The 26,992-nt window shown below is 69.2% G+C and carries 28 protein-coding genes, 1 pseudogene and 1 riboswitch; of the genes and pseudogenes, 17 read left to right on the plus strand and 12 right to left on the minus strand.

The annotated features are described in order from the left end of the window. Positions 1 to 13: 13 nt before the first annotated feature. Both ACH492_RS37570 and ACH492_RS37575 read right to left on the minus strand, forming a co-directional pair. Entirely contained in the window at positions 14 to 247 is a 234-nt protein-coding gene (locus tag ACH492_RS37570) for a ferredoxin (RefSeq protein WP_398993550.1), read from the minus strand. Further along, complete coding sequence (locus ACH492_RS37575; protein WP_398993552.1) at positions 247 to 1,707, minus strand: aldehyde dehydrogenase; 1,461 nt, start codon at positions 1,705 to 1,707, stop codon at positions 247 to 249. Before ACH492_RS37575 ends, ACH492_RS37570 begins: the two co-directional genes overlap by 1 nt. On the opposite strand from ACH492_RS37575, the gene ACH492_RS37580 reads away from it, so the two are divergent. Together ACH492_RS37580 and ACH492_RS37585 are read left to right on the plus strand one after the other, a co-directional pair. Continuing rightward, entirely contained in the window at positions 1,706 to 2,026 is a 321-nt protein-coding gene (locus tag ACH492_RS37580) for a CGNR zinc finger domain-containing protein (protein ID WP_398993554.1), read from the plus strand. The genes ACH492_RS37575 and ACH492_RS37580 overlap by 2 nt on opposite strands. A gap of 109 nt (positions 2,027 to 2,135) precedes the next feature. Further along, on the plus strand, positions 2,136 to 2,735 hold the full coding sequence (locus tag ACH492_RS37585; RefSeq protein WP_398993556.1) for a DinB family protein: 600 nt from the start codon (positions 2,136 to 2,138) through the stop codon (positions 2,733 to 2,735). Between the two features lie 61 nt (positions 2,736 to 2,796). On the opposite strand, the gene ACH492_RS37590 is transcribed toward ACH492_RS37585, so the two are convergent. Then, complete coding sequence (locus ACH492_RS37590) at positions 2,797 to 3,627, minus strand: alpha/beta fold hydrolase (protein WP_398993558.1); 831 nt, start codon at positions 3,625 to 3,627, stop codon at positions 2,797 to 2,799. Positions 3,628 to 3,684: 57 nt separating this feature from the next. On the opposite strand from ACH492_RS37590, the gene ACH492_RS37595 reads away from it, so the two are divergent. Next, positions 3,685 to 4,158 (plus strand): MarR family winged helix-turn-helix transcriptional regulator, encoded by a 474-nt coding sequence (locus ACH492_RS37595; protein WP_398993559.1) that lies wholly within the window; start codon positions 3,685 to 3,687, stop codon positions 4,156 to 4,158. Between the two features lie 44 nt (positions 4,159 to 4,202). On the opposite strand, the gene ACH492_RS37600 is transcribed toward ACH492_RS37595, so the two are convergent. Continuing rightward, on the minus strand, positions 4,203 to 4,277 hold the full coding sequence (locus tag ACH492_RS37600; RefSeq protein ID WP_099504217.1) for a 50S ribosomal protein bL37: 75 nt from the start codon (positions 4,275 to 4,277) through the stop codon (positions 4,203 to 4,205). Positions 4,278 to 4,552: 275 nt separating this feature from the next. Between ACH492_RS37600 and ACH492_RS37605 the strand changes: the two genes are divergently transcribed. Further along, positions 4,553 to 5,590 carry an MBL fold metallo-hydrolase gene (locus ACH492_RS37605; protein ID WP_398993561.1) on the plus strand — a complete coding sequence of 346 codons (1,038 nt, stop codon included), beginning with the start codon at positions 4,553 to 4,555 and terminating at the stop codon, positions 5,588 to 5,590. A gap of 88 nt (positions 5,591 to 5,678) precedes the next feature. Here the strand turns inward: ACH492_RS37605 and ACH492_RS37610 are convergent, their stop codons facing one another. Beyond that, positions 5,679 to 5,927, minus strand: coding sequence for an SCO4226 family nickel-binding protein (locus ACH492_RS37610; protein WP_307663767.1), 249 nt, complete (start codon positions 5,925 to 5,927; stop codon positions 5,679 to 5,681). 223 nt (positions 5,928 to 6,150) lie between these two features. Next, positions 6,151 to 6,223: riboswitch (cobalamin riboswitch) on the plus strand. Between the two features lie 129 nt (positions 6,224 to 6,352). On the opposite strand from ACH492_RS37610, the gene ACH492_RS37615 reads away from it, so the two are divergent. The 6 genes from ACH492_RS37615 (at position 6,353) to ACH492_RS37640 (ending at position 12,984) form a co-directional block, all read left to right on the plus strand. Further along, positions 6,353 to 7,603, plus strand: a complete 1,251-nt coding sequence (locus tag ACH492_RS37615) for a prenyltransferase/squalene oxidase repeat-containing protein (RefSeq protein WP_398993564.1) — start codon at positions 6,353 to 6,355, stop codon at positions 7,601 to 7,603. Further along, positions 7,603 to 8,259, plus strand: a complete 657-nt coding sequence (locus ACH492_RS37620; RefSeq protein WP_398993565.1) for an SCO2322 family protein — start codon at positions 7,603 to 7,605, stop codon at positions 8,257 to 8,259. Before ACH492_RS37615 ends, ACH492_RS37620 begins: the two co-directional genes overlap by 1 nt. A 131-nt stretch (positions 8,260 to 8,390) precedes the next feature. Beyond that, positions 8,391 to 9,605, plus strand: a complete 1,215-nt coding sequence (locus ACH492_RS37625; protein ID WP_398993567.1) for an energy-coupling factor transporter transmembrane protein EcfT — start codon at positions 8,391 to 8,393, stop codon at positions 9,603 to 9,605. After that, positions 9,602 to 11,416: an ABC transporter ATP-binding protein gene (locus ACH492_RS37630; protein WP_398993569.1), complete on the plus strand. Its 1,815-nt coding sequence runs from the start codon at positions 9,602 to 9,604 to the stop codon at positions 11,414 to 11,416. The genes ACH492_RS37625 and ACH492_RS37630 overlap by 4 nt, the downstream gene beginning before the upstream one ends. After that, positions 11,413 to 12,243 (plus strand): ECF transporter S component, encoded by an 831-nt coding sequence (locus ACH492_RS37635; RefSeq protein WP_398993571.1) that lies wholly within the window; start codon positions 11,413 to 11,415, stop codon positions 12,241 to 12,243. The genes ACH492_RS37630 and ACH492_RS37635 overlap by 4 nt, the downstream gene beginning before the upstream one ends. 315 nt (positions 12,244 to 12,558) lie before the next feature. Beyond that, entirely contained in the window at positions 12,559 to 12,984 is a 426-nt protein-coding gene (locus tag ACH492_RS37640) for a transglycosylase SLT domain-containing protein (protein WP_398993573.1), read from the plus strand. Between the two features lie 140 nt (positions 12,985 to 13,124). Here the strand turns inward: ACH492_RS37640 and ACH492_RS37645 are convergent, their stop codons facing one another. Next, positions 13,125 to 14,294 (minus strand): steroid 3-ketoacyl-CoA thiolase, encoded by a 1,170-nt coding sequence (locus ACH492_RS37645; RefSeq protein ID WP_398993575.1) that lies wholly within the window; start codon positions 14,292 to 14,294, stop codon positions 13,125 to 13,127. 264 nt (positions 14,295 to 14,558) lie between these two features. Between ACH492_RS37645 and ACH492_RS37650 the strand changes: the two genes are divergently transcribed. Together ACH492_RS37650 and ACH492_RS37655 are read left to right on the plus strand one after the other, a co-directional pair. Beyond that, entirely contained in the window at positions 14,559 to 15,803 is a 1,245-nt protein-coding gene (locus tag ACH492_RS37650) for a cytochrome P450 (RefSeq protein WP_398993577.1), read from the plus strand. Between the two features lie 639 nt (positions 15,804 to 16,442). After that, positions 16,443 to 17,309, plus strand: a complete 867-nt coding sequence (locus tag ACH492_RS37655; protein WP_398993650.1) for a helix-turn-helix domain-containing protein — start codon at positions 16,443 to 16,445, stop codon at positions 17,307 to 17,309. 64 nt (positions 17,310 to 17,373) lie between these two features. Here ACH492_RS37655 and ACH492_RS37660 read toward each other — a convergent pair whose 3' ends face one another. The 3 genes from ACH492_RS37660 to ACH492_RS37670 all read right to left on the minus strand — a co-directional run bounded on the left by ACH492_RS37660 (position 17,374) and on the right by ACH492_RS37670 (position 19,161). Then, positions 17,374 to 17,583, minus strand: coding sequence for a DUF397 domain-containing protein (locus tag ACH492_RS37660; protein WP_398993579.1), 210 nt, complete (start codon positions 17,581 to 17,583; stop codon positions 17,374 to 17,376). 509 nt (positions 17,584 to 18,092) lie between these two features. Beyond that, a complete protein-coding gene (locus ACH492_RS37665; RefSeq protein WP_398993581.1) occupies positions 18,093 to 18,353 on the minus strand; it encodes a DUF397 domain-containing protein in 261 nt (86 codons plus the stop codon). Continuing rightward, positions 18,328 to 19,161, minus strand: coding sequence for a helix-turn-helix domain-containing protein (locus ACH492_RS37670; RefSeq protein ID WP_398993583.1), 834 nt, complete (start codon positions 19,159 to 19,161; stop codon positions 18,328 to 18,330). The genes ACH492_RS37665 and ACH492_RS37670 overlap by 26 nt, the downstream gene beginning before the upstream one ends. Positions 19,162 to 19,279: 118 nt before the next feature. Here ACH492_RS37670 and ACH492_RS37675 point away from each other — a divergent pair, with 118 nt between their 5' ends. Next, complete coding sequence (locus ACH492_RS37675; protein WP_398993652.1) at positions 19,280 to 19,639, plus strand: ATP-binding protein; 360 nt, start codon at positions 19,280 to 19,282, stop codon at positions 19,637 to 19,639. A 9-nt stretch (positions 19,640 to 19,648) separates the two neighbouring features. Here the strand turns inward: ACH492_RS37675 and ACH492_RS37680 are convergent, their stop codons facing one another. After that, positions 19,649 to 20,503, minus strand: a complete 855-nt coding sequence (locus tag ACH492_RS37680; protein ID WP_398993585.1) for a helix-turn-helix domain-containing protein — start codon at positions 20,501 to 20,503, stop codon at positions 19,649 to 19,651. 168 nt (positions 20,504 to 20,671) lie between these two features. On the opposite strand from ACH492_RS37680, the gene ACH492_RS37685 reads away from it, so the two are divergent. Further along, positions 20,672 to 21,277 (plus strand): NADPH-dependent FMN reductase, encoded by a 606-nt coding sequence (locus ACH492_RS37685; RefSeq protein ID WP_398993587.1) that lies wholly within the window; start codon positions 20,672 to 20,674, stop codon positions 21,275 to 21,277. Between the two features lie 217 nt (positions 21,278 to 21,494). Here ACH492_RS37685 and ACH492_RS37690 read toward each other — a convergent pair whose 3' ends face one another. Next, entirely contained in the window at positions 21,495 to 22,448 is a 954-nt protein-coding gene (locus tag ACH492_RS37690) for a hypothetical protein (RefSeq protein WP_398993589.1), read from the minus strand. 157 nt (positions 22,449 to 22,605) lie between these two features. Here ACH492_RS37690 and ACH492_RS37695 point away from each other — a divergent pair, with 157 nt between their 5' ends. From ACH492_RS37695 to ACH492_RS37705, 3 genes and pseudogenes are all read left to right on the plus strand, one after another. Further along, positions 22,606 to 23,379: a class I SAM-dependent methyltransferase gene (locus ACH492_RS37695; protein ID WP_398993591.1), complete on the plus strand. Its 774-nt coding sequence runs from the start codon at positions 22,606 to 22,608 to the stop codon at positions 23,377 to 23,379. 141 nt (positions 23,380 to 23,520) lie between these two features. Continuing rightward, positions 23,521 to 23,813: pseudogene (locus tag ACH492_RS37700) on the plus strand (IS5/IS1182 family transposase); the annotation flags it as partial. 211 nt (positions 23,814 to 24,024) lie between these two features. Then, positions 24,025 to 24,573 (plus strand): DUF1062 domain-containing protein, encoded by a 549-nt coding sequence (locus ACH492_RS37705; protein WP_398993593.1) that lies wholly within the window; start codon positions 24,025 to 24,027, stop codon positions 24,571 to 24,573. 165 nt (positions 24,574 to 24,738) lie between these two features. Here ACH492_RS37705 and ACH492_RS37710 read toward each other — a convergent pair whose 3' ends face one another. Further along, positions 24,739 to 26,754: a bifunctional glycosyltransferase 87/phosphatase PAP2 family protein gene (locus ACH492_RS37710; RefSeq protein WP_398993595.1), complete on the minus strand. Its 2,016-nt coding sequence runs from the start codon at positions 26,752 to 26,754 to the stop codon at positions 24,739 to 24,741. Between the last annotated feature and the right edge of the window lie 238 nt (positions 26,755 to 26,992).

Here is a 26,992-nt window from a genome sequence, read left to right on the forward strand (position 1 = left end):
CCGCCACCGGCGTCTAGTCCTCCGGCGGAAAGACCGGCTCCCCGCTCTCCAGCACCCTGATCGCGATCGCCTCCACCGGGCAGTTCTCCGCCGCCGCCAGGAGCTGCTCATTGGCATCGGTGTCGGCGGTCTGCGGATGCGACTGCCGTGCCGAGTCCAGCGCGAACCCGTCCGGCGCGTGGCTCACGCACATGCCCGAGCCGATGCACACGCTCCGGTCGACCTCGATGTGCCAGCGGTCACCCATCAATTACTCCCGTACTCGGCCGGCAGATGGATCATCTTGTGCTCCAGGTACGAGCCGTACCCCTCGGGCCCGAACTCTCGCCCCAGGCCTGAGTTCTTGTAGCCACCGAACGGCCCGAGCATATCGAGGCTGAACGTATTGACGTTGTATGTCCCGGTTCTGACTCGCCGAGCGAAATCGACGCCGCGCTCGACGTCCGCGGTCCAGACGCTGCCGCTGAGCCCGTAGTCGGAGTCGTTCGCGATCTTCGCCGCCTCGCCCTCGTCCCCGTACGGCAGCAGACAGATCACCGGCCCGAAGATCTCTTCGCGGGCGATGCGCATCGAGTTGTCGACCCCGCCGAAGAGCGTCGGCTCGACGTACCAGCCCCGCTCCAGTCCGGCCGGGCGCCCGCCTCCGGTGAGGATCTTGGCGCCTTCTTCCTGGCCGATCCTGATGAAGTCGAGCGAACGCTGCTGCTGGCGCCTGGCCACCAGCGGCCCGACCTGCGTCGCCGTGTCGAGCGGGTCGCCCACCACCAGCGCGGAGGCCGCCGCCGCGAACGCCTCGGCGATCTCGTCGTAGCGGCTGCGCGGCGCGAGGATACGGGTCTGGGCCACGCACGCCTGCCCGTTGTTCATCCACGCCGCGGGCACGATCCCGGCGACCGTCGACGCCAGGTCCGCGTCCGGCAGGATCACCGCCGCCGACTTGCCGCCGAGCTCCAGGGTGACGCGGGTGAGATTGCGCGAGGCGACCTCCATGACCCGCTTGCCCGCGGCGACCGACCCGGTGAAGGACACCTTGTCGACGCCGGGGTGCCCGACCAGATACTCGCCCACCTCCCGGTCGGCGGGCAGGATCGACAGGACACCCTCCGGGAGCCCGGCCTCCTTGGCGATCTCGCCGAGGATGTACGAGTCGAGGGGCGACTCGGGCGAGGGCTTGAGCACCACGGTGCAGCCGGCCAGCAGCGCCGGGCCCAGCTTGGCGGCGGCCGTGAACTGCGGGACGTTCCAGGGCACGACGGCCGCGACGACGCCCACCGGCTCCCGTCGTACGAGGATCGGCCCGAGCACTCCGGCCCGCCGCTCCTCGTGCGGATAGTCCCGCGCGACCGTGATCGCCGCGTCCCACACCATCATCGCGCCGAGCGCCTGGGCGAGGACGCTCCAGGAGTACGGAGAGCCGTTCTGCGAACTGATGGAGCGGGCGATCTCCTCGTGCCGTACGGCGATCGCGTCCTTGATCCGGCTCACCACCGCGATCCGCTCATCCAGCGTCGCCCGCGGCCAGGGCCCTTCGTCGAATGCCTTGCGAGCGGCGGCCACCGCCAGGTCGACGTCCGCGCGGGAGGCGTGCGGAACGCGCCCGATGACCTGCTCGGTGTGGGGCGAGACGACCTCGATGACGTCGCCGCCGAGGGGATCGGTCAACTCCCCGCCGATGAACAGCTTTCCGTGTTCCACAAGCTCGGTCATGGCTGCTGCCTCCCGCTGCCCGGCGCTTTCTGACACTGTTTCAGAACTGATATCAGTTCTAGTTATAGGGAGCAATGGCCACTTCGTACCCGACTCGGCTGACGTGCTCTCCCGGGTCAAGGCAGTCACCGCCGGTGGCCTCGCCTTCGTCCTGTGCTGGGAAGGGGGAGCACGGCTGGGGCGATGCATGCGCTCCGAGTGCTCCCGGGCATATGTGGACACGTCCAGGAACGGGCGGCGGCGCTATTGCACAGCACGCTGCGGAAACACCGAAGCAGTGATGCGACATCGTTCCCGACGCTCGCACCTGAAGCCTTGACTCGGACCGTGAGTCGTTTGGCCGGCCGATTGTGCTGGTCATGGCACGCCAAGGCCGGTGCCGATGCTTGGATATGACGTACAGGCATCCGTTGGCGAGTGGAGCGAGTATGTCCGATGTGAAAGAGGAACTGCACCGCAAGCTGCAGGCCGGCAGGGCAGGGCTGCTGTCCAAGCTTGACGGCTTGAGCGAGTACGACCTGCGCCGACCCATGACACCGACCGGCACCAACTTGCTCGGCATCATCAAGCACCTGGCCGGCGTGGAGTACGAGTACCTTGGCGCTTCGTTCAAGCGGCCGTCGCCGGAGACCATGTCATGGATCGAGGACGGCTCGCTGTGGGAGGGCGCCGACATGTGGGCGACACCCGACGAGTCCAGCGAGTACCTGATCGGGCTCTACAAACGTGCCTGTGCGCACGGCGATCAGACCATCGCGGATCTGAACCTGCAGGCCCCCGGGTGGGTGGCCCACTGGCCCGAGGACAGGCGCGACACGACCCTGGGCGTCCTGCTCATCCGGATGGTGGCCGAGACTGCCCAGCATGCCGGCCATGCAGATGTCGTCCGCGAGCTCATCGACGGGCGCGCCGGTCCTGATCATGACGCGGTCGGGGACGAGGCTTGGTGGCGGGAGTACGTTGCTGCGGTCCAGACGGCTGCGGACTCATTCGCGACAGGCCTTCACGCCGACAAGCCAACTGACTAGCTGCGGACACGCATCACATTGGCAGCGGCGGGCGACGGCCTGGTGTCGTCAGAGCCCTGCGTCAGCTCGCTTGGGCGAATACGGCCCGCAGGAAATCCTCCAGGATCTCGTTGAAGGCATCCGGTCGTTCCATGTTGGGGTAGTGCGCGGTGCCTTCGACGGTTGCCGCACGGCCGTTGGCGACGGTGTGTACGAGGCGTTCGGCCATACCTATGAGGTCGTCTCCGTCGATGCCACCATTGATGGCCAGTACCGGGATCGTGATCTTCGCTGCTCGTGCCCAGGTATCGGTCACGGGCACCGTCCAGTCGTGTTCGGTGCTGGTGTGCTTGGCGATCGTCCGTGTGGTCATCTCGCGCAGCCGTCGCACGACCTTCTGGTCGACGTCGTCGAGCGTGCGGTGCGGGCCGGCCGCGGACAGCAGAGCGGCGTCGATCCAGCCGTCGGCATCGCCGGCGGCCAGGGCACGAGCTTGCGCGGCGAAGATGTCCTTGGTCCAGGAGTCGTGGAATTCGGGCTCACTGGTTCCGCCGCCGCTGACGACCAGAGCATGGACCAAGTCGGGGTGCTCCAGTGCGGTGTCGACCGCGATGCTCGCGCCCATCGACAGTCCGACGAGGACCGCGGGGCCGACGTCGAGGTGGCGTAGCAGCGCGGCGAGGTCGTCGGTCTGACGGAATGGTCTGCTCGCGTTGGAGGATCCGCCGTGTCCGCGGGCGTCCGGTGCAATCACCCGGTAGTTCTTTGCGAGGACCGGCGCCTGGTCGTCCCACATGCTGTGGTCCAGGTAGCCGCCGTGCAGCAGCACCAGCGGCCGGCCCGCCCCGACGTCGCGGTAGGCGAGGTGGCCGTCCTCGGTCTCGAACGAGAACATGTCAGAAGCAGCAGTCATGACAACCAAGGTGCCATCTTCTTTGGGGATTGGCAACCAAGGTGTCATCCTGGCGGGGTGACCGACACCGACCCGCCCCTCGCACCCGATGACCTCGCCCACCGGCTCACGGAGGTGTTCGACCTCGTGGGTCCGCTGTACCGGCGCGTGCAGCGCAAGGTGGAACTGGCCGCGCCGATCGAGGGACTGTCCGTCGGCGTGCGCGCCGTCCTGGACCTGCTCCGCGAAAACGGGCCCATGACCGTCCCGCAGATGGGCCGCGCACAGGCGCTGAGCCGGCAGTTCGTGCAGCGCATGGTCAATGACGCCGCGGCAGGGCAGCTGGTCGAGATCATCCCGAACCCCGCTCACCAGCGGTCTTCGCTGATCCGGCTGACCGACCGGGGCAGGGCGGCCATCACCGCCGTGATTGCCCGCGAGCATGCTTTGCTGCGTGAGGTGGACGGGGACCTGACCGACGCCGAGGTGACGGCTTGCGTGCGGGTACTCACGAGGATGCTTGAGCTCTTCGACAACGTCGATGTGAACTGACGTGCGTCGATACCTTCCAACCGGCGGCCGTGCGCTCGGCCGGCTCAGGCGTTGGGGCGCTTGCCGTGATTGGCCTTCTTCTTCTTGCGGCCGCGTCGCTTGTTCCCTCGCTTAGCCATGGCGCACATCTCCCTCATTCAGGACTTTCCACACCTCCGCCAGTCTAGATTCGGCCAGGGGTGTCCGCATCAGCGGTTTCGCGGCCGCAGCGCCTACCGACTGGGCCGCCCCCGGGCCGCGCGAGGTTGACCAACACCGACAGCCATGACAGCCGGCCGAGGCATCGCCGCAGGTCAGCCAACTCCCGGGAACAACAGTCGACTTGGGCGACCATTGGAACCAGTTCTAGTTATAGTGAGCAATGGCCGTGACGCCGAAGAGAGATGAGAGCCTCATGACGCAGGTGACCGACCACGGCGGGGGCGTCTGGTCCATCGAGGTGCCCATCCCGGACAACCCACTCGGTCACACCCTGGTCCATCTGCTCGACACCGACGGCGGCCCCGTCCTCATCGACACCGGCTGGGACGACCCGACGTCCTGGGACGCCCTCACCGCCGGTCTCGGCTCGCTCGGCGTCTCCGTCGCCGAGATCCACGGCGTCGTCATCACCCACCACCACCCCGACCACCACGGCCTGTCCGGGCAGGTCCGCGACGCGTCCGGCGCGTGGATCGCGATGCATGCCGCCGACAGCGCGGTGGTACGCCGCACCCGCGAGGCCGAACCCGGCCTCTGGCTCGACTACTTGGCGGACAAGCTCACCAGGGCGGGCGCCCCCGACGCGCACATCGAGCCGCTGCGGGCGGCCCGCGCCTCGGGCCGGATGCGTACACTGCCGGGGCTGCGCGCGGCCCTGCCCGACCGGGAGATCGTCCCCGGCGAGCTCCTCGACCTGGCGGGCCGGCGTCTGCGCGCCATCTGGACCCCGGGCCACACCCCCGGCCACGTCTGCCTCCACCTGGAGGAGACCCACCCGGCGAACCGGCCGGGCCATGGCCGGCTCTTCTCCGGCGACCATCTCCTGCCCGAGATCACCCCGCACATCGGCCTGTACGAGGACCCGGACGACACCACCGTCACCGACCCCCTCGGCGACTACCTCGACTCGCTGGAGCGGGTGGGCCGCCTCGACCCCGCCGAGGTACTCCCGGCGCACCAGTACGCCTTTCCCGACGCGGCCTGCCGGGTACGGGAATTGCTCGCCCACCACGAGGAGCGCCTCACCGGCCTGCTCGCCCTGCTGGCCGAGCCGCTCACGCCCTGGCAGGTCGCCGAGCGGATGGAGTGGAACCGGCCCTGGGAGCAGATTCCGTACGGGTCACGGAACATCGCGGTCTCGGAGGCGGAGGCGCATCTGCGGCGGCTGGTGAAGCTGGGACGCGCGGAGGCGCTGTCGGGCAGCGTCCCGACGAAATACGTGGCGGCGTAGGCGTATCGGAGAGCAGGCGATCCCAACGGTCCCGCGGAGCGCCGTACGGACGGCCGCCGGGGGGCCGCGGGACCGGCCTCGGTTGTAACTAGACAGACAGCGGCACGGGGTGGATTTCGCTGGCCGGGTGACCGGTTCGCTCGTGTATGCGCTTCACCGCTTCCGCGGAGGGCGCCTCGGACAGGCAGTACACGACTCCCGCGTCGGGGTCGGCCCACGCCCGCTCGAAGTGCACTCCTTCCTCCGCCTCGATCTCCAGGTCCGCCCGGTGTGCAGCCGAGAGCTGCTCAGCCGTGATGCCCTCCATGCCGTGGTGGACGTCCATAAACGTGGTCATCGCCCGCCACCTCCAGCCGTGTCGTCGGTCATGGGCTTCGGCACGGATGAGGAGGCGCGTCGTCCCGCCCTGGTGCCGGAGCCCTCCTCCCACCATCGTGCGCCCGCCACCCCCCTGAGGCGACCCGGGTTGCCGCCCCATCCGCGCTCGGGTGTCCGCCCCCACTCCCGGCCGGCGACCGGCCGGTAGATACAGTGGGCGAGTCGTCATCATGCCCGTACGGGGGGAAGCCGGTGCAAATCCGGCACTGACCCGCAGCCGTGAGCCGCCGTCGCGGGCGGTGAGTCGGAATGCCCCGTACGCGGTCGTGACCGGCTCGTTGCCACCGGAACGGCCGGTGGCAGGCACCGTCGAGGCATACGGAGCCGAGCCCTGGTGCCTCAGCGTGCCCGTGCCCGGCTCCCGCAGGAGAGGCCCAGCCCGCCATGACCACCGTTCGCCGCAGCGCCGCAGTGCTCGCCGCCTCCGCCGTACTCGGCATGGCCATCGCCTCGGCCGCCGCACCGGTCGCGATCGCAGCGCCGACCCCGACTCCCTCCACCGTGCTGCCGTCCGGCCTGTACGGCACGGGCGATCCGACCTACGACGGCGTCTGGCGGCAGTCGCTCGCGCTGCTCGCTCAGGACACGGTGGGCGTCAAGCCCGCCGCGAAGGCCGTGGACTGGCTGACCGGGCAGCAGTGCGACAGCGGGGCCTTCCCCTCGTACCGCGCCGACGCGACCAAGCCGTGCGACGCGAAGCTGCCGCTGGACTCCAACGCGAGCGCGGCCGCCGTGCAGGCGCTGGCCGCGCTCGGCGGGCAGGACGCCACCGTGAAGAAGACGGCCGGCTGGCTGAAGTCCGTCCAGAACGCCGACGGCGGCTGGGGCTACAACCCGGGCGGGGCCAGCGACGCCAACTCCACCTCCATAGTGATCGGCGCGCTCGCGGCGGCGGGCGAGAAGCCGGACGCACTGAAGTCGAAGGGCGGCAAGACGCCGTACGACGCGCTGCTGACGTTCGCGCAGCCGTGCGGCGGGAAGGACGGCGGCGCGTTCCTCTTCCAGCCGAAGCAACCGGGGATCGTCGCCGACTCCACCGCGGCCGCGGTGCTCGGCGCGCACGGCAAGGGCTTTGTCGTGACCGCGGGCGCGAAGGACGCGAAGGGCACGGTCTGCGAGAAGTCGACGACCGTCGAGGGCGCGGCACACAACGGCGCGGCGTATCTCGCGACCGCGCTGGCCAAGACCGGCCATCTCAACACGCCGCCGATGCCGGGAGCGACGGACCCGGCCGAGAAGCCGGACTTCGGCAACACTGCGGACGCGGTCGTCGCACTGACCGCGCAGGGCCTGGGCGACCAGGCGAAGAAGCCGCTCGCGTGGCTGCAGCAGAACTCCGCGGCCTGGGCGAAGGAGTCGGGCCCGGCGGCGTACGCGCAGCTGATCCTGGCGGCGCACGCGGCCGGCGCGGACCCGAAGAGCTTCGGCGGTACGGACCTGGTGGCGGCCTTGAACGCGACGGGTCCGGCACCGGAGAAGTCCGCGGCTTCCGAGAAGCCTGAGAAGTCTGAGACATCCGAGAAGTCCGACTCCGGCTCAGACGTCGGGGTGTGGTGGATCGTCGGCGCCTTCTTCGTCGCCAGCATCGGCGCGGGCATCCTGTTCAGCGGCCGCCGCAAGAACCAGCAGCACTGATGCGTACGCGACTGCTCGCCCTGGTCCTCGCGCTGGGCACCGCACTGACGGTGCTGGGCGCGGGTCCGGCGCAGGCGGCCGGCTACCGCTACTGGTCGTTCTGGCAGAGCAGTGGCGGCGCATGGACGTACGCGACCCAGGGCCCGGCGACTGCGAAGCCCGCGGACGGCTCGGTGAGCGGCTTCCGCTTCTCGGTGAGCGAGGACAGCGGGGATTCGGCGCAGCCGCGTACGGCTGCGGACTTCGAGGCGATCTGCGGCGGTACGCGGCCGAAGCCGGGCGCGAAGCGGATCGCGCTCGTCATCGACTCCGGCACGCAGGCGGACGCCCCGTCGGGCGAGACGCCCCCGGCGTCACGGGTGGCGTGCGCGCAGGTGCGGCCGGACGCGACGACCGCGGAGGCGCTGGCGGAGGTGGCGAAGCCGCTGCGGTACGACAGCCAGGCGCTGCTCTGCGCGATTTCGGGCTACCCGAAGACGGGCTGCGGCGAGCAGGTCGCGGCGACGGAGCCGAAGGCCTCGGCCGCACCCAAGGCAGACGGCGCCGACGACAGCGGCCCATCGATCGGCATGGTCGCCGGCCTCGCGGCGGTCCTCGCGCTGGGCGCGGCGGCTGTGTGGCAGTCCCGCCGCCGCAGGTACCCCGGTCCGCGGTGAGCGTTGGCCAGGGGGCGTTGACGGTTGCTCTCCAGTGGGTGGCTTCGCGGGCGAACCCCGACAGGACCGCGCCCCATACCCCCGCGCCGCAGGTACCCCGGTCCGCGGTGAGCGTGGGCCAGGGGGCGTTGATGGTTGCTCTCCAGTGGGTGGCTTCGCGGGCGAACCCCGACAGGACCGCGCCCCGTACCCCCGCGCCGGAGGCGACCCGCGTCCGCCACCCCCGCAGACTCCGGCTCCGGCTCCGGCTCCGGCTCCGGGTGCCCGAGGCGAATCGGAGCAACGCCGTTCACGCCGGGGCCTGGTGGCTGTGGGCCCTCGGGCTTGCCACCGCCGCATCCCGGACCACCAACCCCCTCCTCCTCGGCCTCCTCGTCGGCGTCGCCGGATACGTCGTCGCCGCCCGCCGCACCGACGCCCCCTGGGCCCGCTCCTACGGCGCCTTCGTCAAGCTCGGCCTCGCCGTACTCGTCATCCGGCTGCTCTTCTCGGTCTTCCTCGGCTCCCCGATCCCGGGCACGCACACCCTGTTCACGCTGCCCGAAGTACCGCTGCCCGACTGGGCGAAGGGCGTCCGCGTCGGTGGCCGGGTCACGGCCGAGCAGTTGTTCTTCGCTCTGTACGACGGTGCCAAGCTGGCGACCCTGCTGATCTGCGTGGGCGCCGCGAATGCGCTCGCGAATCCGGCTCGGCTGCTCAGGTCGCTGCCGGGTGCCCTGTACGAAGTCGGCGTCGCCGTCGTCGTCGCCATGACGTTCGCGCCGAACATGGTCGCCGACGTCGTACGCCTGCGCACCGTCCGGCGTCTGCGCGGCCGCCCCACCGGCGGCATCAAGGCGATCGCCCAGATCGGACTGCCCGTCCTGGAGGGCGCGTTGGAGCGCTCCGTCGCGCTCGCCGCCTCGATGGACGCGCGCGGATACGGGCGTACCGCCCAGGTCCCGCCCGCCGTACGCCGGACGACGACCGTCCTCACCCTCGGCGGGCTCCTCGGCGTCTGCCTTGGTTCGTACGGACTGCTGGCCGCCGCGGGCGCGTCGTACGGTCTGCCGCTCCTCGTCGCCGGGCTGCTCGCCGCGCTCGCGGGCCTGCGTCTCGGCGGGCGCCGCTCCGTACGCACCCGCTACCGCCCCGACCGCTTCGGCCCGCGCTCCTGGCTGGTCGCGGGGTCCGGCGCGGCCGTCGCCGCGCTGCTGATCAGGGCGGGTACATACGCCCCGGAGGCGCTGCACCCCGGCGTCGTACCGCTGACCGCGCCGACGCTGCCGCTGTGGCCCGCCGCGAGCGTACTGATCGGCCTGCTCCCCGCCTTCGTGGCACCGCTCCCCTCGAAGGAGACCCCGTGATCCGCTTCGAAGACGTATCGGTGACGTACGGCGACAGCGACGGCGACGCCGACGCGCCCGCCGTCCGTGGCGTCGATCTGACCGTCCCCGAGGGCGAGTTGGTGCTCCTCGTCGGCCCGTCCGGTGTCGGCAAGTCGACGCTGCTCGGTGCCGTCTCCGGGCTCGTCCCGCACTTCACCGGCGGCACTCTCCGCGGCCGCGTCACCGTCGACGGCCGCGACACCCGCACCCACAAGCCCCGCGAACTCGCCGACCTCGTCGGCACGGTGGGCCAGGACCCGCTCGCCCACTTCGTCACCGACACGGTCGAGGACGAGCTGGCGTACGGCATGGAGTCGCTGGGTCTGGCCCCCGAGGTGATGCGCCGCCGCGTCGAGGAGACCCTCGACCTGCTCGGCCTGGCCGAGCTGCGCGACCGCCCGATCGCCACGCTCTCCGGCGGTCAGCAGCAGCGCGTCGCGATCGGCTCGGTGCTCACGCCGCACCCGAAGGTGCTCGTCCTCGACGAGCCGACGTCGGCGCTGGACCCGGCGGCGGCGGAGGAGGTGCTGGCGGTGCTGCAGCGTCTGGTCCACGACCTCGGTACGACAGTCCTGATGGCCGAGCACCGCCTGGAGCGGGTCGTGCAGTACGCGGACCAGGTCATCCTGCTGCCCGCGCCCGGGGAGCCCCCGGTGATCGGGGCGCCGGCGGAGGTCATGGCGGTCTCGCCGGTGCATCCGCCGGTGGTGGCGCTGGGCCGGGTGGCGGGGTGGGACCCGCTGCCGTTGTCGGTACGGGACGCGCGCCGTCGGGCCGGTGCGTTGCGGGAGCGCCTGGCGGGTCTTTCCCCCACCCCGCCCCTTCCCCTTACCGGGGCTCCGCCCCAGACCCCCGTACGGCCTTCGGCCGTGTCCTCAATCGCCGGACGGGCTGGATTTTCCCGTCCGGCGGGCGGGAAAATCCAGCCCCGCCGGCGATTGAGGCGCTGGGTCCGGGGCGGGGCCCCAGCAACGGCGCGGCGCAATTCAGCCCCTCCGGCGATTGAGGCGCGGGGTCCGGGGCGGAGCCCTGGCTCGGGCGGCCCGCTCGCCGAGGTTCGCGCCCTCGGCGTTCGCCGCGGGCGCATCGAGGCTCTCCGCCGCGTCGACCTCGCCGTCGCCCCCGGCGAGACCATCGCCCTCATGGGCCGCAACGGCGCCGGAAAGTCCACCCTCCTCGCCGCCCTCGTCGGCATGGTCGAGCCCACCTCCGGCACCGTCCTCGTCGGCGGCCGCACCCCCCACCGCACCCACCCCCGCGAGCTCGTCCGCCAGGTCGGCCTCGTCCCGCAGGAGCCGCGCGATCTGCTGTACGCGGACACGGTGGCCGCCGAGTGCGCGGCTGCCGACGCCGACGCGAACGCCGCCCCCGGCTCCTGCCGGGCCCTGGTCAGCGAGCTGCTGCCCGGCGTGCCGGACGCGACCCACCCCCGCGACCTCTCCGAGGGGCAGCGCCTCGCCCTGGCGCTGGCCGTCGTGCTCACCGGCCGCCCCCCGCTGCTCCTCCTCGACGAGCCGACCCGCGGTCTGGACTACGCGGCGAAGGCCCGCCTCGTCGGCATCCTCAGGGCCCTCGCCGCTGAAGGGCACGCCATCGTCCTGGCCACCCACGACGTGGAGCTGGCAGCCGAGCTCGCGCACCGGGTGGTGATCCTCGCCGACGGCGAGATCCTCGCGGACGGCCCGACCCCCGAGGTCGTCGTCTCCTCCCCCGCCTTCGCGCCCCAGGTCGCCAAGGTCCTGGCCCCGCAGCAGTGGCTGACCGTCGCCCAGGTCCGGGAGGCGCTATGACCACGCCCCAGGCCCGCGCGGTACGCCTCGGCCCCCGCTCCATCACCGCCCTCGCCCTGATCAGCGCGATCGGCGTCATGGCCTTCGGCTGGCCGCTGCTCGCCGACGCCGACTCCGGGCTCGCACACTCCGCAGACGCCCCCTGGCTCTTCGCCGCGCTGCTCCCGCTCCTCGTGGCCGTCGTCGTCGCGACGATCGCCGACACCGGGATGGACGCCAAGGCGGTGGCGATGCTCGGCGTGCTGGCCGCGGTCGGGGCGGCCCTGCGCCCCCTCGGCGCGGGCACCGCGGGCCTGGAGCCCATGTTCTTCCTGATGGTGCTGAGCGGCCGGGTGCTCGGCCCGGGCTTCGGCTTCGTACTCGGCTCGGTCACGATGTTCGCGTCCGCCCTGCTCACCGGCGGTGTGGGCCCGTGGATGCCGTTCCAGATGCTGTCGATGGGCTGGTTCACGATGGGCGCGGGGCTCCTGCCGGGACCGGACCGGCTGCGCGGCCGCGCAGAGCTGCTGATGCTGGGCGTGTACGGAGCCGTCGCCGCGTTCGCCTACGGCACCGTGATGAACCTCCAGGGCTGGACGTACATCGGCGGCCTCTCCTCCGGCATCTCCTTCCACCCCGGCGATCCCGTCCACGAGAACCTGGTCCGCTTCCTCACCTACTGCGCGGCGACCTCGTTCGGCTGGGACCTGGGCCGCGCGGTGCTCACGGTCGTACTGACCCTCGCCATCGGCCCGACCCTCCTCAAGGCACTGCGCCGAGCCACCCGACGCGCCAACTTCGAGGCGCAGGTCACATTTCAGACCCCTCAGAGGGTCCCTCCGGGGTGAGCCGCCCCACACGCCTTTGGCCAGTACCAAGCGGACTAGTAGACGTCAGGAACCCGGACAAACCTACCCATCCACGCTCTGACCTGCACGAATATCCCGTGTCAAGCCCCTGCGCGTTTCACCCCAAGTGCGAGCTCGGCTAGTAACAAGGGGCGTTGCGACGGCGCGAGCAGCTCGCTAAAACTGGTCCAGTCGCAAGGCGCCCCGTGCTCGTCCCCGAGCCCAACGCGCCCTTCAGGCGGCCGGATTCCCCCTCGTGCAAACGAGATTCGGCATGCCCGCGCGACCGCCCCGTACCCGAAGTTAGGTGTCTTTGTGTCTCGCTCGATCATCCGCCGCATCGCCAACCGTCCGAAGACCGCTCTTGTCGGCTCCGCGCTCGTGGTGAGCTCCGCCGCAATGGTGCTCGGCGCCAACCCGGCCTCCGCCGCTGAGGCTCCCGCCTCGCCGTCCGAGTCCCCCAAGGCGATCGCCCAGAAGATGATTGGCGACGAGGCTCAGTTCCAGTGCTTCAGCAAGATCGTGTCGCACGAGAGCGGCTGGGACGTGAACGCGTCCAACCCGTCCAGCGGCGCGTACGGCCTCGTCCAGGCGCTGCCGGGCGGCAAGATGGCCTCCGCCGGCGCGGACTGGCAGACCAACCCCGCGACGCAGATCGAGTGGGGCCTGGACTACATGAAGTCGCGCTACGGCAGCCCGTGCGGCGCGTGGGCGTCCTGGCAGGCCAAGGGCTGGTACTGATCCGGCCCCTGGGACCCCTCGGGGCTCCGCCCCAGACCCCGCGCCTCAAACTCCCCCAGACTTCGTCCGGGGGGACCCCCACGAGGCTGAAATTCTCCGGCGATTGAGGACGCAGGAGGCGTAGGGGGACGGCAGTCCCCCTACAGGCGCTGAATGATCGTGCCCGTCGACAGCGCCCCGCCCGCACACATCGTCACCAGCGCAAACTCCTTGTCCCTGCGCTCCAGTTCATGCAGCGCCGTCGTGATCAGCCGCGCCCCCGTCGCCCCCACCGGATGCCCGATCGCGATCGCGCCCCCATTGACGTTGACCTTCTCCAGGTCCTGCTCGAAGACCTGCGCCCAGCTCAACACCACCGACGCGAACGCCTCGTTGATCTCGACCAGGTCGATGTCCTTCAGCGACATCCCCGCCTTGCCCAGCACCGCGCGCGTCGCGTCGATCGGCCCGTCCAGGTGGTAGTGCGGGTCCGCTCCGACCAGCGCCTGCGCGACGATACGGGCCCGCGGTTTCAGCTTCAGCGCCCGCGCCATCCGCTTCGACGCCCACATGATCGCCGCCGAACCGTCCGAGATCTGCGACGAGTTCCCGGCCGTGTGCACCGCCGTCGGCATGACCGGCTTCAGTTTCGCCAGCGCCTCCATGCTCGTGTCCCGCAGTCCTTCGTCCCGGTCGACGAGCCGCCACATGCCCTGCCCCGCCGCCTGCTCCTCCTCCGTCGTCGGCACCTGCACCGCGAACGTCTCGCGTTTGAAGCGCTCCTCCGCCCACGCCACCGCCGCCCGCTCCTGCGACAACAGCCCCAGCGAGTCGACCCGCTCCCGCGATAGTCCGCGGTTGCGCGCGATGCGCTCCGCCGCCTCGAACTGGTTCGGCAGGTCCACATTCCACTCGTCGGGGAACGGCTTCCCCGGCCCGTGCTTGGACCCGCTCCCCAGCGGCACCCGCGACATCGCCTCGACCCCGCAGCTGATCCCGATGTCGATGACCCCGGCCGAGATCATGTTCGCGACCATATGGCTCGCCTGCTGCGACGACCCGCACTGACAGTCCACCGTCGTCGCCGCCGTCTCGTACGGCAGCCCCATCGCCAGCCACGCGTTCCGCGCGGGGTTCATGGACTGTTCGCCGGCGTGGGTGACCGTGCCACCGACCACCTGCTCGACGCAGTCGGCGTGGATGCCGGTGCGGCCGAGGAGTTCACGGTAGGTCTCGCCCAGCAGATAGGCGGGATGCAGATTGGCGAGCGCGCCTCCGCGCTTGCCGATGGGGGTGCGTACGGCTTCGACGATGACGGGTTCCGCGGCCATGAGCTCGTCCTCTCCTCACACAGCCGCTGAGCGTCCCGGCGCCCCGCGGCCGAACTAGTACGCGTTCTAGTTCTCTATGCAGTCTGATAAGTGCTACCCCCGGTACGCAAGGGTCTTGCACGCCCCTACTGCAGCCCTTACCCGCAACAGATCCCGCCGTGACCCTTGCCACTTGTAGAACTCGTTACTACCTTTCGGTCAACTTCTGATGGGTCGTCAGACAAGCCGCTGTCACCGACACCACCGCCAGACCTGGAGTTGCCGATGTCCTGCCCCCATCTGCCAAAAGGGTTCGACTTCACCGATCCCGATCTGCTCCAAGCCCGCATCCCCCACCCTGAGTTCGCCCAGATGCGGCAGACCGCCCCGGTCTGGTGGTGCGCACAGCCCGCCGGCATCTCCGGCTTCCAGGACGAGGGCTACTGGGTCGTTTCCCGTCACGCCGACGTCAAGCACGTCTCCACACACCCCGAACTCTTCTCCTCCAACACCAACACCGCCGTCATTCGCTTCAACGAGTCCATCAGCCGTGACCAGATCGAGGTCCAGAAGCTGATCATGCTCAACATGGACCCGCCCGAGCACACCCGCGTCCGCCAGATCGTGCAGCGCGGCTTCACCCCGCGGGCAGTCCGGTCATTGGAGGACGCACTCCGCTCCCGCGCCCGCACGATCGTCGAGACCGCGCTCGCCGGCGCGAAGGACGACGGCAGCTTCGACTTCGTCACCAACATCGCCGTCGAACTCCCCCTCCAGGCCATCGCCGAACTCATCGGCGTACCGCAGGAGGACCGCGCCAAGATCTTCGACTGGTCCAACAAGATGGCGGCGTACGACGACCCGGAGTACGCCATCACCGAAGAGATCGGCGCCGAGGCGGCGATGGAGATCGTCTCGTACTCGATGAACCTCGCCGCCGCCCGCAAGGAGTGTCCGGCCAAGGACATCGTCAGCCAGCTCGTCGCCGCCGAGGACGAAGGCAACCTCTCCAACGACGAGTTCGGCTTCTTCGTGATCCTGCTGGCGGTCGCGGGCAATGAGACGACGAGAAACGCCATCAGCCACGGCATGCACGCGCTTCTCACGCACCCCGAGCAGTGGGAGATCTACAAGCGGGACCGGCCGGAGACCGCGGCGGAGGAGATCGTGCGCTGGGCGACGCCCGTCGTCTCCTTCCAGCGCACGGCAACCCAGGACGTGGAGCTGGGCGGTCAGCAGATCAAGAAGGGCGACCGGGTCGGCCTCTTCTACTCATCCGCCAACAACGACCCCGAAGTCTTCGACGCACCCGAGCAGTTCAACGTCACCCGCGACCCGAACCCCCACCTCGGCTTCGGTGGCGGAGGCCCGCACTTCTGCCTCGGCAAGTCCCTTGCCGTGATGGAGATCGACCTGATCTTCAACGCGATAGCCGACGTCCTGCCCGACCTGCGCCTGGTGGGCGACCCGCGGCGCCTGCGCTCGGCCTGGCTGAACGGCATCAAGGAACTCCAGGTCACGCACGGCTGACCTGCGATGCCGTGGGAGGCAGGGGCCACCCACCCACGCCAGGCCTCTGCCTCCCGTCGGGACCCCGGAGTCCCCACAGCCCTCACATGGCGAATTCGAACGCCATGGCCAGGGCCCACAAGCATGTCTGCCGGTCCGGGATCTCCGTTGCTCCCGCGCTCTCGCCCCCGGCCTCGCCAGCCTCCCGCCGATCAGCTGGCGCCTGCTGCGGCAGGCTCTCGAGCGCGACGACCTTCGGCGCCGGCTCGTACTCGACCGGCGCGACCAATTCGCGTCTCGGCCGGAGGCCCCTTCCTGAAGGCACTCCCTACGTCCGAACGGCCCATTCGGTGAATTTTTTTCGTCACTTGAGCCTCGGAGGTAGCTCCGCCTGTTACGCCTTCTCTCATGCCCCACGGAGGAGGCGGCGAGGGGTTGCCTACTCGGACATGAGTCTGGATGCTTTCTGCTATGTGGCACTTCCCGTCATGCGGTATTGAGAGAAGTCATACGAGCAGGAACCCATCAGCGGACCACCACGGAGCGCTATGGCCGTCCGTAAGCAAGCCGGGTGCCTAGGCGGCCCGGGACGTAACGCAGAGAGCCCGATGGCCGATGACCCCACCGCCATCTCTGCTACCGAAGGGACCCCTGTTGTCTGTGACCGAAAATCCACTCTTCCAGCGCCAGCGTCTCCGTGACCGGCTGAAGAAGGCCAGGGAATCGGCCGGCCTCACACAGCGGCAGGTGGCAGAGGAACTTGACTGGTCCCCATCAAAGGTGATCAGGATCGAAAACGGAAAGATCGGCGTCAGTGTCACCGATGCCATGGCTCTCCTGACGACCTATGGCATCACCGAAGATGGGCAGGCTCAAGAACTCATCAGTCTGGCGCGGTCAGCTCGCCAACTTCCGTGGTATTCCCCCTATCGCTCGGTCATGTCAGCCGATTTCCAGGCGTACCTGGCATACGAGGGATCGGCCTCGATCGTCCGGAACTACGAGCGAAATGTGACACCCGGCCTCCTTCAGACTGAGGCCTACACACGGGCACTGATGACAGGCTTCGCGGCGGGCGGGGAGGGCGCAGGCGGCGATGACCTGGAGTTGAGGGTCCAGCTCCGGATGGAACGACAAGACCGCGTCCTGCAAGCTGATACCGGAGAGTTCTACTTCATCCTGGACGAAGCAGCCCTACGTCGCACCATCGGCAGCGAAGCAATCATGCGTCAACAGCACGAGCGGCTGCTGACAGTCAATGAAATGCCCAACGCGAAGGTCATGTACGTGCCCTTTACGGCCGGGATCTATCCATTCTTCAGGACCCCGTACGTCATCTTCGAATTCTTCAGCGACGACGATGACATCGTCGCATACCTTGAAACGCCCGAGGGTGAGGTGCTCTTGAGCGAAAAGACACCGGGTGGCAGCAGGAGGAAACAGCCGGCGGACTACCTGGACGCCTTCTGGAAGGTAGAGAAGGGCGTCGCACTAGAAGTCAGCGAAGAGGTCCTGTTCTCCGGCTAGACAGGATGGGGGGTACGTGAAATGCAAGAAAACACCGACAAGAAATCGATGGATTGCAGCGCGGTTACGGCGCTGTACGGAACGTTCCTGCAGGATCTTTCACATGTCGGACGAACCTTTGCCATGCCCCACGTCCGAACGTCAGAATGCCAGGCCCTTGGCACTGTGAATGGCGGACGAAGACGCCGTCGACTTCAGCGATCTCCACGCAGTTGCCAGTCGGCTCACTATGGGAGCTTTTCCGCCATGTCAGAACAGGGTGGGCGGCTTCCACTACGCCTCCACGGCTCAATTTGATGCAATCAAATTGATTATGGATGAGCCTCCGCCGCCTGCCAAGGGCGCGCCCTTGCCCGGCGGCGGCAGACCCGAGCAACCAACAATACGGGGGAAATGAGGGCAAACAGGGAGACAACAGCGCAAGAAGTCAGCTGCTAAGAGTCGACTCTCCGGAGCGACTGCGGGCAGCAAAGAGGGAGCCCTCTAGGCCTCGCTGGCAGGCATCCGGCCCGGGAGCTCCCCCTTCCGAGCATCCTCGCCGGTTGATCTTGGGAAAGGACACTCCACCCGTGAAGTCTAGCGACTCAGGCGCGGGAGTCATCCGTGCCGCCGCAATTAAACAGTGGAAGGGATGGGGGCGTACGGCAGCGGCACACGCTGCGAAAGGCGCCAGTACAGCCTTAGGTACAGCGGCCATTTCGATCATCGTCTGGTGGCTGCAAGGCAAGTGAGGTCGATGCGTCAGCCTGCGAGCAGGCTGACGCATCCAAAGGCCAGCACTGGCTAGAGGTGGCCCCGCGCGGCGGCCGAGACGAAGGCTGTGAAGGCGGCCGGGGCGAGGGTGAGGGCGGGGCCGGTGGGGTTCTTGGAGTCGCGTACGGCGACGGTGTGGCGGGTCTCGGCGACCTCTATGCAGTCGCCACCCTGGTCGCTGCTGTAGCTGGACTTACGCCAGGCGGCGCCGTTGAGGGGGGCGCACTCCACGCAGGAGCCGCCTGTATCGCCGCTGTAGCTCGACTTACGCCACTGCGCGTTGCTCCCCATAACGTTCCTCCATCACCTGCCGGATCAGCTCCGCGGAGTCCTGCAAGGACAGGGCCGCGGCCTGGAGGTGATCGTAACGGAGTAAACGTGCCCTGGCCTCAACCGGATTCGCGGTCGGATGTCCGGTCTCGTAGTCCTCGCTGTAGACGATGGCCGGGTCGCTCTCGAAACGGAAGATGTCGAATGAGCCCATCAAGCCCGCATGTGCCCCAGCCGTGAATGGCAGGACCTGCACATTCACCCGGGGGTTGTCCAAGTAGGACAACAAGTTGAGCAGTTGCCCCCGCATGGCTTCCGGTCCGCCCACCTCCTGGTGCAACACCCCCTCGCCGAACACCGCCCACAGCACGGGCGGCTCCTCCTTGTCCAGAATCCGCTGTCGCGCCAGCCGAGCCGCCGCACGGCGGTCGAGATCGGTCTGGTCCATCACGCCGAGCACCGCCCTCGCGTACGCCTCTGTCTGCAAGAGACCGTGCACGAGCTGCGCCTGGAACGCGTAGATCTCCGTCGCCCGAGCCTCAAGTTCCGCGATTTGCCGGAACCACGCGGGGAGTTGGCTCCGTAACACCAGATCGAGCAGCCGGGACAGCAACCCATCCGTACCCAGCGCCACATCCGCACGCTCGCTGAACTCCGCCGTCGGCAACTTCCGCGCCGTCTCGATCTGGCCGACCAGCGACCCCGTGCAGAAGATGATCCCGCCCAACTGCTTCTGCGTAAGCCCCGCCGCCTCGCGGTACCGCCGCAGCTCGTACCCGTAATAGTCCAGCGGCGACGCGCTCGGGTCGAGGACATTGATGTGAGTCATGGCGGCATCCCCTCGTTCAACTCCGCCAACGGCAGGGCACGTTGTATCCGGTCCGTAGCCGAGAGTAGTCAACACAGCTCACGCTCGTACCGTGAACGAAGAACTTTCCCAGTACGGCATGCGCTTCACCGTCGGCGAGCACTCCGCACGGCACGTCCGGCGGATCGTGCGCAGCTACCTCGGCGTGTGGGGCATGCCCGAACTGACCGACGCCGCCGAGCTGGCCGTGACCGAGCTGCTCGGCAACGTCGTGCGCCATGTGCCCGACCGGCACTGCGGGTTGCTGATCCTGCGCCATCCGGAAGGCCTACGGGTCGAGGTCACCGACCGCGCGCCCGTGCTGCCGCCGGCCAGCGACGCGGGCGCGGATGAGGAGTCCGGCAGAGGGCTCGCGCTGCTGGATGCCGTGGTGGACAAGTGGGGCGTGGAAACAAGACGCGGACCAGGCAAGACGGTGTGGTTCGAGGTGAGCCATTGACCGCCCGCGTCAGCCGGACACCGCGCGCAGCGCGCCCGGCATGCGGCCGGTGAGGCGGTCGAGCGCGGCGGATGTGGCGTCGTCGGCGGGGAGGTGGACGATGAGGCGCTGGTCGTCGTCGGCGGCCAGTTCGAGGGCTTCGTACGCCAGGCGCAGCTCGCCGGCCTCGGGGTGGATCAGCCGTGCTATGCCGCTGGACTTCGGGAGGCCGGGCAGGGTGTCCACGCGCTCGGCGAAAGTCGCCCCGGCGGCGACGGTCAACTCGTCCGCGAGCGCCGCGACATGCTGATCCGCCCGGAACGGCCCTTGCTTGAGGGCGGCGACTTGTTCGTCGGCGATGCGGTCCCAGTCGGGGTAGGCAGTCTGCGCCCGGTCGTCGGTGAACACGAAGCGGGCGAGGTTCGGCGGCCTGCCGTCCAGTAGACCGATGGGTCCTGCCAGCCGCTCGTAACCTGCGGTGCAGGCGAGGATCTCGCTCAGCCGATTGAGTAGCACGGCCGGGGCGGGCTCAAGGCGGTCGAGCAGCGCCCGCACTGTGGGGCGCACCGCGCGGGCCGGTGTCGCGCCGCCCATGCAAGTGAAGCCGCCCTCGGCCCCCTTGGCGAGGCGGTGCAGGTGGATGCGTTCGCTTGCGGTCAGCCGTAGCGCGTCGGCCATCGCGGAGAGCACTTGCGCGGACGGCCGGCGGTCGCGTCCCTGCTCGAGCCGTGTCACGTATTCGACGCTGACTCCGGCGAGCGTGGCCAGCTCGGCCCGGCGCAGGCCCGGCGTACGGCGGCGGGGCCCGGTGGGCAGCCCCACCTCGGCGGGTGTGACGGCTTCACGGCGGATACGCAGGAACATGCCCAGCTCGTTGTCGCTCACGTTGCGAACGTAACAGGCGTGGCCGCCGGGATCGTGGCCCTGCCACTACCAGTATCGGCCCGGCCTTCCTGGTCTCCGCCCCACCCGGCAGGTTGAGAGTCGTGACCACCGAGGTCACCTGTCACCTGTCACCTGTCACCTACTGACTTGCGGAGAAGGAGCACAGCCATGCCCAGTGAGACCCTCAACCTCGCGGTGATCATCGGGAGTGTCAGGGAGGGCCGGTTCGGCCCAGTAGTCGCGCGGTGGTTCGTCGAGCAGGCCGAGCAGCACGGCCAGTTCACTGTGGACCTCATCGATCTCGCGGATACACCCCTGCCGCTCGAGCTGCCGCCCGTGCCGCCGGCGCTCGAGCCCGACATGGCCCGTCCCGCCGAGATGGCGGGCCTCACCCGGCGGATCACGGCGGCCGACGCGATCGTCGTGGTGACGCCGGAGTACAACCGCAGCTTCCCGGCCTCGCTGAAGGCCGCCATCGACTGGCACTACACCGAGTGGCAGGCAAAGGCGGTCGGTTTCGTCGGGTACAGCGGGGGGAGCGGCGGCATCCTGGCGATGGAGCAGCTGCGCCAGGTCTTCGGCGAGTTGCAGGCCCACACGGTCCGCGACTATGTCGCCTTCCCCCGGTACTACGAGCTTTTCGGCCCCGACGGCATCCTCAGGGACCCCGAGGGCCCCAATGGCGCCGCGAAGGTACTGCTCGACCAGCTCCTGTGGTGGGGCTCGGTCCTCCACGACGCCCGGCGCGCCCGCCCGCACACCACCGCACATTGAGGACTGCGACCAGGCCCTGTGGTTTGGATCAGCCGGCCGTTGGGCCTGTCCGGCGCGATGCCCCGGACCGCTGGCGGGCGGCCTGGTCGGCCGTGCGTCTTCGGCGCCGGCGTGACCCCTTGGCTTGAATGGATTCCCGCCCCTTGAACCATGATCTCGATCGTGTTGCTTTGCGTGTGGGCCAGCCCGCAGGGGCTGGCCCTCTTCTCGTGTGTGGTCAGCCGGTCAGGGGGTGCCACTGGTCTTCCCGCGTGGGGTCGATGCTGCTGAGCCACACCAGCGCCCCACCGATCAGGCCGGGCTTGTCCCGCGTGGCCAGGTCCGGGTTTTCGAGCATGTCGGCAGCCTCTTCCAGGTAGGTGACCAGCGTGTCGAGTTCCTCGCCGGGGGCTTCGTTGTAGCGGGACCAGCTGCCCAGGTAGCCGGTCGCGGCATCCAGGTACAAGCCATAGGTGCTGTCAGCTGGGCTCAGAGCAACAACCGGAATCCAGGTTGGCCTCCACACGGTGATCCGCTCCTCTTCGAGGCGGTCGGCGTTGAGGGTGTCCAGGTCTGCCTGGGAGTCCATCTTCAGCCGGTAGACGGCGGCCACGGCGTCCAGGGTCATCAGAGCTCCATTGCCCGGAAGGCATCCCCAGCCGTTGCCCCCGTCGTCACCCGCCGTCAGCAGCCACAGGACGCGCAGCTCGACGGGTATCTGAATGCCGAGGTCGCCTTCCATGGCGGCGATGGCGGCGGGGCCGGCGCCGGCGCGGAGCGCAGCGTAGGAGTCGGGGGCGTTGTGCTTGAGCCAGCCGGTGATGCGCCGCCAGGCATCGGCGACCTCCCGTACGGTGACCGCGGCGACAGCAGGGTCGGCAGGCTGGTCCTGGTCTCGACCCTGCTCCTGCTCCTGGTCATGGGCGTCCGTGGAGGGCTCGGTGGAGGGGGCCGCTCTCAGAAACCGGATCTCGATCCGGTCCGGCTCGCGGATGTAGCCGACGGAAAGGTCGGGGCAGTCCTCGAACAGGTCGCCGTCGACCGTCACGGTGAGGATGCCGGGCAGACCCGAGGGCCGGCCCATGTCGGGGTCGTCGGCCAGCTGGCCGGCCAGGACCTTCAGCGCGTAGGGAACTCCGGCCCCTAACTGAGCGGCGATGTCGCGTACGTCCGGCTGGATTTCGACCTTCACGGCCTGGTGCTCCTTGCTGGTCGGATGGAGGGCGGTGCCCCTCACACAGTAGGACGCCCGCCCTCACCGGCGGGTGGCCGGAAGGGGCGTCGGTGGCGTCGATCCGCACCTGGCTAGTGGCCTGTCCGGCGGATCATGTGACTACTAGGCTGCGACGATGGAACGCGTAACCGACGTGCCCGAGAGCTTCGCCCAGTCTGCAGATCGGGACCAGGTGAATGACTACGACCGTTTCGCCGAGGCGTACTCGGTGGAGAACGAGAACAACCTTGTGAACGCGTACTACGAGCGGCCCGCGATGTTGGCTCTCGCCGGAGACGTGGCCGGCCGCAGGATCCTGGACGCCGGTTGCGGCTCGGGCCCCCTGTCCGCTGCACTGCGCGACCGCGGTGCGGTCGTCACCGGCATCGACGCCAGCGCCGGGATGCTGGCGTTGGCAAGACGTCGGCTCGGTGACGACGTGGCCCTGCACGTGGTCGACTTGAGCGACCGCCTGCCGTTCGCCGACGGTGCGTTCGACGACGTGGTCGCGTCGCTGGTGCTGCACTACCTGGAGGACTGGGGGCCGACGCTGGCCGAGTTGCGGCGAGTGCTCAGGCCCGGCGGCCGGCTGATCGCGTCGGTGGACCACCCTTTCGTGGCCTACACGATCCAGGATCCTCGGCCCGACTACTTTGCGACCACCAGCTATGGCTTCGACTGGAAGTTCAACGGGCAGTCCGTCCCAATGAGGTTCTGGCGCAAGCCATTGCACGCGATGACCGATGCCTTCACCACCGCCGGCTTCCGCCTTGCCGTCATCAGCGAGCCGCAGCCCGACCCGGCTGCCCGTGAGCTGTTCCCCGACGACTTCCATGACCTTTCGATCAAAACCACCTTCCTGTTCTTCGTTGTCGAGGTACCGCCGTCGGCTACCGGCTCGGACGACTAGGGCCTGTCCGGCGAATCATGCGACTGGTTCGGGCCGGGGTCGTTGCGCCCGTCGTGGGACGGGGAGATCTGACGAACGACGAGTGGGCCCGGCTGAAGCCACATTTGCCCAAGACGGGCCAGCGGGGCGGGCGTTGGGTGAGCGTACAGCTCCCGCCGTAACCGCCGCTACCTGCACAGACGCCACATCAAGCAGACCATCCGCGAGCCGAAGGACCAGCGGGCCAACCGCAAGCGCCGGGGCAGCAAAGGCGGTCGGCCGCCGGCTTCGACAAGACGATCTACAAGCGCAGGAGCGAGGTCGAGCGGGCGATCAACAGGCTCAAGAACTTCCGGGCCGTGGCCACGGGGTACGACAAGCGGGCCTACGTCTTCCACGGCACCTTCCACGGCACCGTCACCGTCGCCGCGATCTGGCTCTGGCTTCGTCCATGATCCGCCGGACAGAACCTGGCGGTGAGGCGCTCGAAAACCAGTGGAACAGCGCCGCTGTGCGCCATTACCGTGCTGCCGAACCAAGTCGTCTGGTCAAGGACGTGCCGTTGTACACCCTGTGAGACCTCCCGAGCGCTGAATCGTCGCGCGTCGCACATGTGCGCCGCGCTCCTTTTTGCTGCGGACTTCTCACTGAAACCGGTGTACTTCTGTGCTCGAAAACTGGGTGGTCGTGCCCACCTGCCTGCCGCTCGTTCTCCGCCGTTGCCACGCGTGCGCGTCCGAGCGCTTCCGGGCAAGCGGTAAATTTCGCGTCAACGCAAACCACAAGCTCATCGACGCCTGGCTCCTCGCGCTCTGTACCGCTTGCGGGGAAACTGCAAAGCTCACGGTCCTGGAGCGGATGAATGTGCGCTCCGTACGACCTGAGCTGCTGGACCGGCTGCATGACAACGACCCTGGCCTGACAGCTGAGTTGCTCCAGGATCCGGTCGTGCGGCGCCGTAACCGCATCGCCCTCGACTGGGGCAACGCCTGGTGCCTCGACACCGGCGGATCGGATCACCTGGACCGCGAGGTGATCGACGTCTCGGTCCGCTTTGCGGCGCGGATCCCGGTCCGGCCGGTGCGTCTGATCGCTGAAGGTTGCGGTCTTTCGTGGGCCGAGGTCGAGAGACTGCTCACGGAGGGGAAACTCGTTTCGGCAGTCCGGCTGAGCGGCAAGCTCTCCGGCGACTTCACCTTCACGCTCAAGCGCTGAGCCCTCCTCGGGACCAGGGGCCTGTCCGGCAAGATCCGCCGGACAGGCCACTGGTCCCGGTAGCGCCCAGGTGGCGGAACCGGCGGCGCGGGCGGATGCTGGCTTGAACGCGACGATCCACCCCAGGGGGTGCGGGCACGACCCGTACTCCCTGGGGCGCGCGTGCTACTTCGGCGCGGCCGGGACCGGGGTTCCGACAGGTGTCCGCGCGGGCGGCACCGCGCCCTGGGGCACCAGGAGATCGCGCCGGCCGGCCAGCACGTACGTGAGGCCGAAGCCCGCGCCCACCACTGCCGCTCCGCCCGCCGCGTCGAGTACCCAGTGGTTCGCGGTGGCGACTATCGCGCAGACGGTGAGGAGCGGGTGGAGCAGGCCGAGGAGCTTCATCCACAGCTTGGGCGCGAGGATGAAGACGACCAGGCCGCACCAGAGGGACCAGCCGAAGTGCAGCGAGGGCATGGCCGCGTACTGGTTGGTGACGGCGGTCATCGCGCCGTAGTCCGGGTTGGCAAGGTCCTGCGGGCCGTGGACCGTGTCGATGAAGCCCATGCCGGGCATCAGGCGCGGCGGGGCCAGCGGGTAGAGCCAGAAGCCCAGGAGCGCGAGGACCGTCGCGAAGGCGAGCGAGGAGCGCGCCCAGCGGTAGTCGGCGGGGCGGCGGACGTACAGGACGCCGAGGATGGCGAGCGGGACCACGAAGTGGAAGGACGTGTAGTAGAAGTCGAAGAAGGCTTCGGCCCACTTCGCGTTCACCACCGCGTGGTTGACCCAGTGCTCGATGTCGAGGCCGAGGGCCTGCTCGACGGAGATGATCTGACGGCCGTGCTCCTCGGCTGCGGCGACGCCGCCGGTCGCGGCGGCGCGGATGTGCGAGTAGACGGAGTAGCCGACCCGGATCACCAGGAGTTCGAGGAGCAGGTTGGGGCGGCTGAGGACGCGCCGCCAGAAGGGCAGCAGCGGCACCCGGGTCCAGCGGGCCGGGGCGGGCGTTGCGTACTCGGTGGGGACGGGCCGGCGGAAGTACGGCGAGGTGCGCGGCAGGAAGGGCACGGCGCAGGCAGCGGCGAGCGCGGCGATCAGCAGGACGTTGTCGCGTACGGGGTGGAGCAACGCCATGTTGGGCAGCAGCATCTTCCCGGGCAGGGTCATCGCCAGGATGATCAGGACCGGCCAGAGCATGCGGTCACAGGCGCGCTTTCCGACGCGGCCGACGACGGCGAGGAGCACCCACAGGAGTTGGTGCTGCCAGGCGGTGGGCGAGACGGCGACGGCGGCGCAGCCGGTGAGGGCGACGGCGAGGAGGAGCTGGCCGTCCTGGGCGTACCGGACGGCGCGGCGCAGGCCGAACCAGCAGACGACGGCGGCGAGGGCGACGTACAGGGCTATCTCGAGCGGGCCCTCGAGGCCGAAGCGGAGCAGTGCGCCGTGCACGGACTGGTTGGCGAGGCTGTCCGGGCGGGCGCCGAGGCCCGCGCCCGCGACATGGTGCACCCAGTAGGTCCAGGAGTCGCTGGGCAGCGCGGCCCAGGCGAGCGCGGAGAGGGCGGCGAAGGTGCTTGCCGAGCTGACGGCGGCGCTTCTGCGGCCGGTGAACCAGAGCAGTGGCGCGAAGAGGAGGACGGTGGGCTGAAGGGCCGCGCCGAGGCCGATCAGTACGCCCGAGGATCTCTCCCCGCGCGCGGCGAAGCAGCCGAGGAGGACGAGCAGGACCGGGATGATGCTGGTCTGGCCGAGGTAGAAGCTGTTGCGTACGGGCAGCGACAGCATCAGCAGGCTGATGGCGATGGGCGCGGCGAGCAGACCGCTGCGGCGCGAGACCGGGCCGGGCAGGGCGCGGGCGACGACCAGGCCTATGCCTACGACGAGCAGGAGAGTGCCGAAGGTCCAGGCGACGCCGAGGCTCTGCTCGGCGGAGCGGGCCAGTGGTTTGAGCACGAGTCCGGCGAAGGGCGTGCCGGTGAACTTGTCGGCGTCGTACAGCGAGCCCTTCACATGCAGGACGCCGTTTTCGCCAATCCAGGTCTCCAGGTCGGTCAGCCGCTCACCGGGCGGCTGCCGGAGCACCGCCGCCGTCTGACGTATCGCAAGTACGGCGGCTACGAGCCAGAGGGCGGCCCTGGCCGCGCCCATCCTCGTGTCCGTCGTCGCCCTCCCGCGTACGCTGTGCTCCGCGTTCGCCACGTCGCGCCGCGCCTCCCCTACGTTCCGCGTTCCTGGTTCATAGAGCCTCGCATTGCTCCATGAAGGAGACTCAGGCAACCCCCTCTTCGCCTGACTGTCACCCCGTTTTGGCTGAATATCTCTCGGGACATCTCTCGGACGGCACCGGAACTGCGAGATCCGCAGCACCGGCGGCGCAGGCCCGTCCTGCCGCCGTCGCTGATTCCCGTGCCGCCGCCGGTCGACTGAAATAGGTTGG

It is taken from the genome of Streptomyces sp. NPDC019443 (assembly GCF_044389785.1).
In the GTDB taxonomy this organism is placed as follows: Bacteria; Actinomycetota; Actinomycetes; order Streptomycetales; family Streptomycetaceae; genus Streptomyces.

Bases quoted from the DNA above. Each gene is read 5' to 3' on its own strand.
- ACH492_RS37570 (WP_398993550.1), bottom strand. From the start codon at position 247: ATGGGTGACCGCTGGCACATCGAGGTCGACCGGAGCGTGTGCATCGGC.
- ACH492_RS37580 (WP_398993554.1), top strand. From the start codon at position 1,706: ATGGCTGCTGCCTCCCGCTGCCCGGCGCTTTCTGACACTGTTTCAGAA.
- ACH492_RS37575 (WP_398993552.1), bottom strand. From the start codon at position 1,707: ATGACCGAGCTTGTGGAACACGGAAAGCTGTTCATCGGCGGGGAGTTG.
- ACH492_RS37585 (WP_398993556.1), top strand. From the start codon at position 2,136: ATGTCCGATGTGAAAGAGGAACTGCACCGCAAGCTGCAGGCCGGCAGG.
- ACH492_RS37590 (WP_398993558.1), bottom strand. From the start codon at position 3,627: ATGACTGCTGCTTCTGACATGTTCTCGTTCGAGACCGAGGACGGCCAC.
- ACH492_RS37605 (WP_398993561.1), top strand. From the start codon at position 4,553: ATGACGCAGGTGACCGACCACGGCGGGGGCGTCTGGTCCATCGAGGTG.
- ACH492_RS37610 (WP_307663767.1), bottom strand. From the start codon at position 5,927: ATGACCACGTTTATGGACGTCCACCACGGCATGGAGGGCATCACGGCT.
- ACH492_RS37615 (WP_398993564.1), top strand. From the start codon at position 6,353: ATGACCACCGTTCGCCGCAGCGCCGCAGTGCTCGCCGCCTCCGCCGTA.
- ACH492_RS37620 (WP_398993565.1), top strand. From the start codon at position 7,603: ATGCGTACGCGACTGCTCGCCCTGGTCCTCGCGCTGGGCACCGCACTG.
- ACH492_RS37625 (WP_398993567.1), top strand. From the start codon at position 8,391: ATGGTTGCTCTCCAGTGGGTGGCTTCGCGGGCGAACCCCGACAGGACC.
- ACH492_RS37635 (WP_398993571.1), top strand. From the start codon at position 11,413: ATGACCACGCCCCAGGCCCGCGCGGTACGCCTCGGCCCCCGCTCCATC.
- ACH492_RS37645 (WP_398993575.1), bottom strand. From the start codon at position 14,294: ATGGCCGCGGAACCCGTCATCGTCGAAGCCGTACGCACCCCCATCGGC.
- ACH492_RS37650 (WP_398993577.1), top strand. From the start codon at position 14,559: ATGTCCTGCCCCCATCTGCCAAAAGGGTTCGACTTCACCGATCCCGAT.
- ACH492_RS37665 (WP_398993581.1), bottom strand. From the start codon at position 18,353: ATGGGGAGCAACGCGCAGTGGCGTAAGTCGAGCTACAGCGGCGATACA.
- ACH492_RS37670 (WP_398993583.1), bottom strand. From the start codon at position 19,161: ATGACTCACATCAATGTCCTCGACCCGAGCGCGTCGCCGCTGGACTAT.
- ACH492_RS37675 (WP_398993652.1), top strand. From the start codon at position 19,280: ATGCGCTTCACCGTCGGCGAGCACTCCGCACGGCACGTCCGGCGGATC.
- ACH492_RS37685 (WP_398993587.1), top strand. From the start codon at position 20,672: ATGCCCAGTGAGACCCTCAACCTCGCGGTGATCATCGGGAGTGTCAGG.
- ACH492_RS37695 (WP_398993591.1), top strand. From the start codon at position 22,606: ATGGAACGCGTAACCGACGTGCCCGAGAGCTTCGCCCAGTCTGCAGAT.